Genomic DNA, 8,188 nt, shown 5'->3' on the forward strand with positions numbered 1-8,188 from the left:
ACGCGAAAAACGGCGGCGGTCATGGGCGGGCGCTCCGCAAGACTTGTCGACGCAATATAAAACAATGAGATAAGGCGCTTCCGCGACTTCGTTTGAACCAGAAACGCTCCAGCGCCCCGCCACCAATGCCCGTAAAGCCCATTTGTGCCTCTCGTTCAAAAGAACGGCCTTGAAAGCCGCCCAGACTCCGCGCCTGCCGCCCATTGCGGGTAAGCAACACTACGTTACAAATGCGAAACTTATTTTACAAAAACGCGACGATGCAGTGCCTCAATTGCCTGATTTACGGCAAAAAAGGAAAAGGCCGCGTCTCGCGCGGCCTTCCCTTATCCAGCTTTCGCTTAGCCCGCAGCTTATTGCGGAACCTTGGAAGCAGCTTCCTTCATCGCGTTGCCGAGGGTGTTGATCGCGGTCGTCGCGGCCGACACCTTCGTGGCATATTCGAACATCGCCTTCTGGAATTCCAACGCGTCCTGAGTCGTGTCGCCTTGCAGGGTCGGCTGCGTGAAATTGGTATTGATGGAATCCATACCACCGGACATGGCTCTCTCCTATTCGCTGATAATCGAACTGAGGCCGCAACCTCGTCTCACGGGTTCAGTATTGCCTTGCGGGGCGTAGCTGCTTGTTATTTGCCTGCCTTTTCAGCCTGCTGCTGCATCTGTTGAGCCTGCTGCATCAGCATCTGGCTGAACGACTGGATCATCTTCTCAATGCCTTGTTCGACCTGGTTCGAACCGCCAAGAAGATTGCTGACCGCTGAAACGGCGGACAGAGCGCCCAGAACTTCCATTGTCACCCTCGTTGTTTCGTTGGTGGTGAGGACGTTTTATCGGATGAAACTGACGAAAACCTGTCGATCTCAGCTGTCGCGCATCAATTTGCAAAAAGAGCTGCTGACGCAAAAAAATGGCCACACCATAGCGGGGTCGTCGTTATGCTTTGACTGTGCTATCGGCGTTGCGCGCTTCGGCGGCGGCAATGAAACGGTCCACTTTTTCGAGAAGAGGCTTGCTTTCCTCTCGGAAAACCCGAAGATTTTCTGAGAGCATCTCAAAAACCGCGTCCTGCTGTTCCTGGGAGAGCCCCGGTTTCTGAAGCTGCTCTGAAAGAGCGACCATATTCACCCATGCATCGTCCGCGCGTTCGAGCGCCGCGCGATCCGGCCGGAACGTGTCCGAATCCGCCTGCGTTTTCGCGTTCGACAGTGCGGCTTCGAAAGCGGCCGCCTCGACGCTTGAAATATCTTCCCGATGAGCGGCTGGGGGTTGAGTAACCGCGGTGGAGCCTATGTTAAAGATCGGTCTCACGGCACATAATCCTTCAAGAGCGGTCTGCCTGAGTGCCGCACGGTGCGGCTTGAATGAACATTTGTCCGACAGCTATCATGGCTGTCCTCCGCATCATCGTCACGGCTGTTCGCTGGAAATCGGCTGAAGACGGTAGCCGACGCCGCGGATGGTGCGTATCTCGACATCGGCCCCGGCCTGCTGAAGCGCGCGGCGCAGGCGGCTCATACGCACCTCGATCGTGTTGGGGCAAACCTCTCCGAAAGTCCCGTACGCTGCCGTTTCAAGGAAGTTGCGCCTCACCGTTCTGTTGAAGCTCGCCATGAGGTGTTCGAGAATATCGAGTTCCCTCCGCGGAAGCGCCAGCATCGCGCTTGCGCAACTCACTTCGCGAGCCTCGATGTCGAAACGCAGATTGCCTGCATCGACGATCCCCGGCTTGAGCATGGGGGCGCGCCGCAAAATGGCGCGCACCTTGGCAACGAGCTCGCGAGCATCGATGGTATCGATGACGCAGTCGTCCGCTCCATATTCGAAGGCACGGATCCGCTTTTCGAGATCATGCGCTGGGGTCACGAGCACGAACGGGGTCGTCACGCCGACCGAGCGCTGGTCGCGCAGCCAGCCAACAGCATCGCCCCCCGGCAGCCGGCTATCCACCAGCATCATTTGGTAGGCCATTTGCGCGACAGCTTCCTTGCCATCCGAAAGATGGTTGAACCGGTCGAAATTGAACCCGTCTGTTTTCAAGGCCGATATCCAGGGCGTGCGTTGACTCGAAGGCGCATCCAGTACCAAAAGCCGCATTGCCGGTTCCCTGCGAACGTCGCCACAAGCTCATGCAAGTTTGCATGTAATCCGGGGATCATGGGCGAGAAGCTTGACAGCGATGCGAACATGCAAGCATTTGAAAAATAGCTATTCTCCGGTGGCAATAGTGTTTTGCGTAGCCGAAGCCTCGCGAAAACACCGTCGCCATCTGCAACATATCGCGTGTACCTGACTGAAACCTGTCGCCTTTCAGCGGGTGACGCAGCCTACGGCGGCCCGGCAAGAGGTTGGAGGCTGCAATCGGAGTTCGGGGCGCCAGTCTTGATCCCGCGCGCACATGCCGGTTGCCATGTCCCAGCGCACCGCTTTGCGGAGGTTTGTGGAAAGAGTGCAAACGTCCAATTTCGGCTTGATCGCGTGTGCGATCAAGCCGAACTAATTATATTGATTGTAAGTAATATTTCAGGAAAGTATCCGGTGGACATTTTTTCCTTCTGGGCGAAGTCCCAACTCAGCGCTGACGGCTCGCTTCAGTTGCACGCACTCCCGTGCCATCTGCTTGATGTCGCGGCCGTTGCCGATGTACTGCTGGAACGTTTCCCGAAACGCCTCGAACGGCTCGCGGCGCTTCTCGACTCTGATCCGCAAGCGCTTCGCGGCCTCATCGTGCGGCTCGCCGCGCTGCACGATCTCGGTAAATTTCATCCCGATTTCCAGTCGAAGCTTCCTGATCGCTGCGCGGAGGAACTTCGCCGCTTCACGGGCACGGGAGAGGCACCGCTGCACCACACGTTGCTTGGTTTCGAGATCGCCGACCGTCTGCGCCTCGCCACCCGTTTTGAAGCGCAACTGCCCGCCGTTCCCAAAAGCGCTATCAGGCTGCTTCTCACCTCGGTCATGTCTCATCATGGCCGACCGATGGAGAGACCGGCCAATGCGACCCACTGGCGGCGGAGCGTCGAAACGATAACGCCCCCGATCAACGATTTCATCGACCGCGCTTTCGCGCTGATCCCCTGCTCCAGCCCCGTGCTTCGCGGAGAGCCCTCCGCGAGCCAGATCGCGGCCTTCTCCTGGGCGCTTGCTGGCCTAGTGGTCCTCGCCGACTGGATCGGCTCGAATGAGGACTACTTTAAGTATCGCAAGACGGTCGACGATCTGTCCGACTACTGGCTCCATGCGCGCAGTCAGGCGGCGGAGGCGGTGGAAAAGGCCGGGCTCATGCCCGCTTCTGCGCGCGAGGCTTTCCATCCTTCGAACCTGCTGCCCAAAGGCAGGGGGCGTGCCGAACTAAGCCCGCTGCAAAAGGCTGCCGCAGCCATCCCGATCGCCGCGGGACCGAATTTGTTCATAGTCGAGGATATGACGGGCGCGGGAAAGACAGAGGCTGCGCTGATCCTGGCCGAGCGCCTCCTCGCCGCCGACGCTGCGAGCGGCATTTACTTCGCGCTGCCGACCATGGCTACATCGAACGCCATGTACGGCCGGATGGCTGGTGTTTATCGCGGACTGTTCGCGCAGAATGCTGCGCCGTCTCTTGTGCTCGCGCATGGACGTCGCGATCTCGACGACCGGTTCACAGGCTCGATCCTGGACGCCGATACCTTAAAGCCCGTGAGCCATCCGGCTAGCGAAGACAATGAGACGGCGCAGCACGCCTGTGCAAGCTGGATCGCCGACGACCGGCGCAAGGCGTTCTTCGCGCATGTCGGCGTCGGCACGGTCGATCAGGCGCTTCTCTCAGTATTGCCGCGCAAATATCAGGCGCTTCGTCTTTGGGCGCTCGCTGACCGCGTGCTGATCGTGGACGAGGCGCACAGTTATGACGCTTACGTTTCCCGCGAGCTTGAGCGTCTGATCGAGTTTCACGCGGCGCTCGGCGGGTCGACCATCATCCTGTCGGCCACGCTCGCGGAGGATACGCGCAACAGGCTCGTCAACGCGTGGCGCAAGGGCTCGGGCGGTGAGCCCGCATTGTTGTCGAGCGCCGCCTATCCGCTGATTACCGCCGTCGCGCGCGGCGCATGCGAGGAGATGCCGGTCGACGCCCGCAAGGAGCTGTGCCGGAGCGTTCCGGTCCGCCGCATTGCCACGTTCGATGAGGCCGTCGCGCATGTGGTGGCTTTCGCCCGTGACGGCGCGCCGGTCGCGTGGATCAGAAATGCGGTGGACGACGCCATCGAAGCCTGCGAGGCGCTGGAGAAGGCGGGGCTTGAGCCGCTTCTTCTGCATGCGCGCTTCGCGATGGGCGATCGCATCGACCGCGAGGCGAAGATTCAGACGATGCTGGGGCGCGACAGCACGCCCGAGCAACGTCGCGGTTTCGTGCTGGTTGGCACGCAGATTCTGGAACAGTCCCTCGATTACGATGTCGACGCGATGGTGAGCGACCTCGCCCCAGTCGATCTCATCATCCAGCGCGCGGGCAGGCTCTGGCGGCATCCCGGCCGCGAAGGACGCCTCGCGCCGCGCGAATTGCTGATCTTCTCGCCGGACACGGACGGCGCGGTGGATGCCGACTGGTATCGCGGCATGAGCCCGCGCGCCGCCGCCGTTTACGATCATCACGGCTTTGTCTGGCGTTCGGCTGGCGCGCTGTTCGATGCGGGCGAAATCCGCGCGCCAGAGGGGCTGCGCGATCTTATCGCGAAGGTTTACGGGACCGACGCGCCAGAATTTCCACCTGCGCTGGAAGCCGCGTCGATGAAAGCTGAGGCGAAGGCGATGTCCGGCAAGTCTATGGCCGAAATCAACCTACTGACGCTTGAGAAGGGCTACGGCGGCGATAATGCGGGTTGGACCTCAGACGTGGAGATTTCAACGCGGCTCGAGGATGGGCCATCGGTGACGTTCAGGCTCGCGCGGCTGGCAGGCGGCGCGGTCGTGCCGTGGTGCAAGCCGACAGGCTGCTGTGCGGCGGCGCTTCGGCGTGCATGGGCGCTGTCCGAGGTGCGCGTGCAGGAACGGCTTGCGAAGGGTGTGCCGGAGCCGGAGGGCGAACTCGCCCGCGCCATCGACGCCGCGAAGAAGGACTGGGGCAAGTGGGAGCAGGAGATCCCGCTGCTGCTTCTGGAGCGAGGCGAGGGCGAACCATGGCGGGGAGTTGTGCTGCGGAAGGATGGCCCGGCGACGGCTCTTTATGATGATCGACTGGGGCTGCGGTTCGAGGCGTGAGCGGCGGCGTTGCGGATGAAGGTTGATGCAGCGTTACCCGATCTTAAGGAGGGCACCGGCGGCAGATGGCGTTGAGGTGTCGGCCGCCTTTGGGGCGTTTGTCTCGTGGCATTCTGCCGACGCCATGCGGGCCACATCCCACCAGATGCCAGCGCCCGTTTGACAGGCTCGCACGAACGATTTAGCGTCCAGCTTGTCCTCGCCCACGCGGGGATGAACCGTCCCATGTGCTACGGCTCATAAGTTCCCTGCCCACGCGGGGATAAAGTGGAAGTCCCATGTGCTACGTAAAGCGCGCTTGACTTTCTTTACTGATCCGAATAGAAACAATCTGTGTTCGGAAAATGAACATAAAAAAACCGGCGATGGGGCCAACCATCCCGGTTCTTGACCGCCTAAAAGCCATTAGCCGCAAAGCGCAGACATTAAGGAGGTTCCTCTTGAATACCGTCATCGACGACGAACCGCAACGCAATTTTGCGGAAAACATCATTTTGTCTGAAGAACAGGTCGCGGAAATCAAGGCACGACATGAACGTCGTGAAACTCCGGCTCAGATCGGCATCGCCATGGAACTGGCGCCGGAATATGTGTTCGCGGCCCTGATAGACCAGCAATACGCATACATTCCTGCGATTGATCTCGGTCTTCTGCCTCAGCCCGATGTCCACTTCCCGGATCCTAGTCTCGTTCAGTTCCGGCAGTCGTTCCGTGCAATGAGCGAGGCCGCAAGGCGACTCTGCCTCATCTGAGGAGGCACGCCTCATATACCAGTCGACAAGCCTGATTCGAGGCTTTCCGGTGAGCGCGACTCAGCGCTCACTGACTGAATATTTGCGCCCATTTGACAAAAGAGAGTTTCATCATGACCGAGCCTTATTCGCTCGCCGTTGAGCCGTGGCTGCCCGTCGCCACGGTCGAGGGGGAGCGCAAGTTCGTCCGCATTCGCGACATTGGGCACCCCGATTTGCTGCGCGTCGACACCGGCCGCGCGGACTGCGATATCAGCGTGACCGAATTTCTGATTGGGCTGCTGGCTATCAGCATGGGGCCAACCGACAATTACGACTGGCCGCGCCGCTTTGAGACGCCGCCCTCGCCCGACGAGATCGCCGCGGCCATCAAGCCGTTCGCCCACGCGCTCGTGCTCGACGGAGACGGCCCGCGCTTCTTCCAGGATTTCGAAGATTTGGAATTGCGGAACGACGCTGCGCGAGAGCCCATCGCGTCGCTCTTCCTGGAAACGCCAGCAGGTCATTTCGTCAAGGAAGGGACGGTCTCGGCGTTGTCGAGGCGTGGCACGGCCCTCGCGCTCATCGCTTTGCAGACCGGTGCACCGGCAGGGGGACGGGGGCATCGAACTTCGCTGCGCGGTGGCGGCCCGTCCACTACACTGGTGATCCCGAGGATCGAGAGCAAGGCACCGACTCTCTGGCAACTCCTTTGGGCTAATGTGCCTGAGGGCCTGAAGATCGCCCCCGAGGATGCGGCAAAAGTAATCCCTTGGCTTGCGCCGACCCGCACGTCGCATAACGACGAGATCACGACTCCCGCGCATACGCATTTTGCCCAGGCATTTTTCGGCATGCCGCGCCGTATCCGGCTAACCTTCACGCCGGGAAATGGAGAGCGCTGCGCCGTTACCGGCGATACGGACGATGTGATCGTCATGTCCTACGTCACGCGCCCCTATGGGGCGTATTACCCAAGCCACACATGGCGGCACCCACTCAGCCCCTACTACAAGTCGAAGGACAAGGAAGTTGGCGATGTCTGGCTACCGTTGCATTTCAAGGCGGCAGGCGTCTCTTATCGGGATTGGATCGGGCTGACGCTCAAGAGCAAGCCCGCCGACGAAACGTCGCGCCCGGCGGATATCGTCGCCGCTTTCCTGAAGCGCGCCGCCGATATCGACCTGGATGTTACGCAGCCGAACAGCGTCGGCCTTCTCGCAGCGGGCTACGCCATGGACAAGATGAAGCCGCTCGACTTCACTGAAGCGATGCTGCCGCTGATCTCCACCGGTAACGAAGATCGCGACTATCACCTTGCGGGTTGCGCTACGGCGATGGTGCAGGCGGCCGAAGCGGCTTCGCAGTTGCTTCTCGCCGCCCTGAAGACGGCGCTCTACACCGACAAGAAGAAGGCTCAACCCGAAAGCAGCAAGGCACCGCTCGCCGCTGCCCGCGCGCGCTTCTGGGCCGACACGGAAAACCCCTTTTACGACACGCTTCGCGATCTCGCGGCGGAAGCCCCCGACGACGCCGACGCAAAGGTTTACGTCGAGGCAAAAGAGGCGTGGCGCGAGGATATTCGCAACGCTGCGCTTGCCATTTTCGATGACCTCGCGCCGATCGACGCGCCGGACAGCCCCGACCTCAAGAACATCGTGAATGCACGAAGTCTGCTCTTCTATGGGCTTGAAGGGGCTTTGATCCGCAAGGCGCTCGGCCTCGCGCCGCCGGAAAAAGCGGAGAAGAAGAACAAGGCCAACGGTACGCGGAGGAAAGCGGCATGAGCGAAGCATCGGCGGATACAGCGGGCGCGCAAATCGGTACAGCCGCACCTAAAAGCGGCGCAGCGAAAAAGAACGAGATTGGAGAAGAAGCCCGCAAGTGGTGGCAATCGCTCCAGCCAGCAAAAAATGGCGAAGCCGTCAACGCTAGCGGCGGCGGCAACCGCGCGGCGCTCGCCAAGCTCAGGCGTTGTTCAACCTGGATTGAGGCGGCGGCCGAGCGCGAAACGGCGTTGCTCTTCCGGCGGGTCGGCAGCGGCAACGAGCAACGGCTCTGTCGCGCAGCGGTTCTGGCGGCAGTGCTCGCCCATGTCCGCGAGAACGAAACGACAAAAATTGCCTCTTCCGTCGGCCCGCAGAAGGGTGACGAGGCCACGGCGCAACTGAGTCAGCTTCGCCTGCGTAGGCTTCTCTCCGCGAGCGGCGACGACGAAATCCT

Annotated in this window: 8 protein-coding genes; 5 read left to right on the plus strand and 3 right to left on the minus strand. The window is 60.8% G+C overall.

From position 1 onward, the window contains the following. Positions 1-353: 353 nt before the first annotated feature. Positions 354-542 (minus strand): hypothetical protein, encoded by a 189-nt coding sequence (locus T281_RS18675; RefSeq protein WP_155955121.1) that lies wholly within the window; start codon positions 540-542, stop codon positions 354-356. Between the two features lie 86 nt (positions 543-628). Then, positions 629-793 carry a hypothetical protein gene (locus T281_RS18680; protein WP_155955122.1) on the minus strand — a complete coding sequence of 55 codons (165 nt, stop codon included), beginning with the start codon at positions 791-793 and terminating at the stop codon, positions 629-631. Between the two features lie 43 nt (positions 794-836). Here T281_RS18680 and T281_RS19065 point away from each other — a divergent pair, with 43 nt between their 5' ends. Continuing rightward, a complete protein-coding gene (locus tag T281_RS19065; protein WP_162173122.1) occupies positions 837-1,046 on the plus strand; it encodes a hypothetical protein in 210 nt (69 codons plus the stop codon). Between the two features lie 363 nt (positions 1,047-1,409). On the opposite strand, the gene T281_RS05990 is transcribed toward T281_RS19065, so the two are convergent. Further along, positions 1,410-2,087 carry a response regulator transcription factor gene (locus T281_RS05990; RefSeq protein WP_162173123.1) on the minus strand — a complete coding sequence of 226 codons (678 nt, stop codon included), beginning with the start codon at positions 2,085-2,087 and terminating at the stop codon, positions 1,410-1,412. A gap of 450 nt (positions 2,088-2,537) precedes the next feature. Here T281_RS05990 and T281_RS05995 point away from each other — a divergent pair, with 450 nt between their 5' ends. From T281_RS05995 to casB, 4 genes are all read left to right on the plus strand, one after another. Further along, the gene (locus T281_RS05995) at positions 2,538-5,234 is read left to right on the plus strand and encodes a CRISPR-associated helicase/endonuclease Cas3 (protein WP_052037139.1); all 2,697 of its coding nucleotides are present in this window, start codon (positions 2,538-2,540) and stop codon (positions 5,232-5,234) included. A 440-nt stretch (positions 5,235-5,674) separates the two neighbouring features. After that, positions 5,675-5,986, plus strand: a complete 312-nt coding sequence (locus T281_RS06000) for a hypothetical protein (protein WP_155955124.1) — start codon at positions 5,675-5,677, stop codon at positions 5,984-5,986. Between the two features lie 113 nt (positions 5,987-6,099). Further along, positions 6,100-7,752: a type I-E CRISPR-associated protein Cse1/CasA gene (gene casA, locus T281_RS06005; protein ID WP_052037142.1), complete on the plus strand. Its 1,653-nt coding sequence runs from the start codon at positions 6,100-6,102 to the stop codon at positions 7,750-7,752. Next, positions 7,749-8,188, plus strand: a 440-nt coding sequence (casB, locus tag T281_RS06010) for a type I-E CRISPR-associated protein Cse2/CasB (RefSeq protein ID WP_202901740.1), incomplete at its 3' end; no start/stop codon positions are given. The genes casA and casB, both read left to right, overlap by 4 nt.

The organism is Rhodomicrobium udaipurense JA643, from assembly GCF_000636015.1.
GTDB lineage: Bacteria > Pseudomonadota > Alphaproteobacteria > Rhizobiales > Rhodomicrobiaceae > Rhodomicrobium > Rhodomicrobium udaipurense.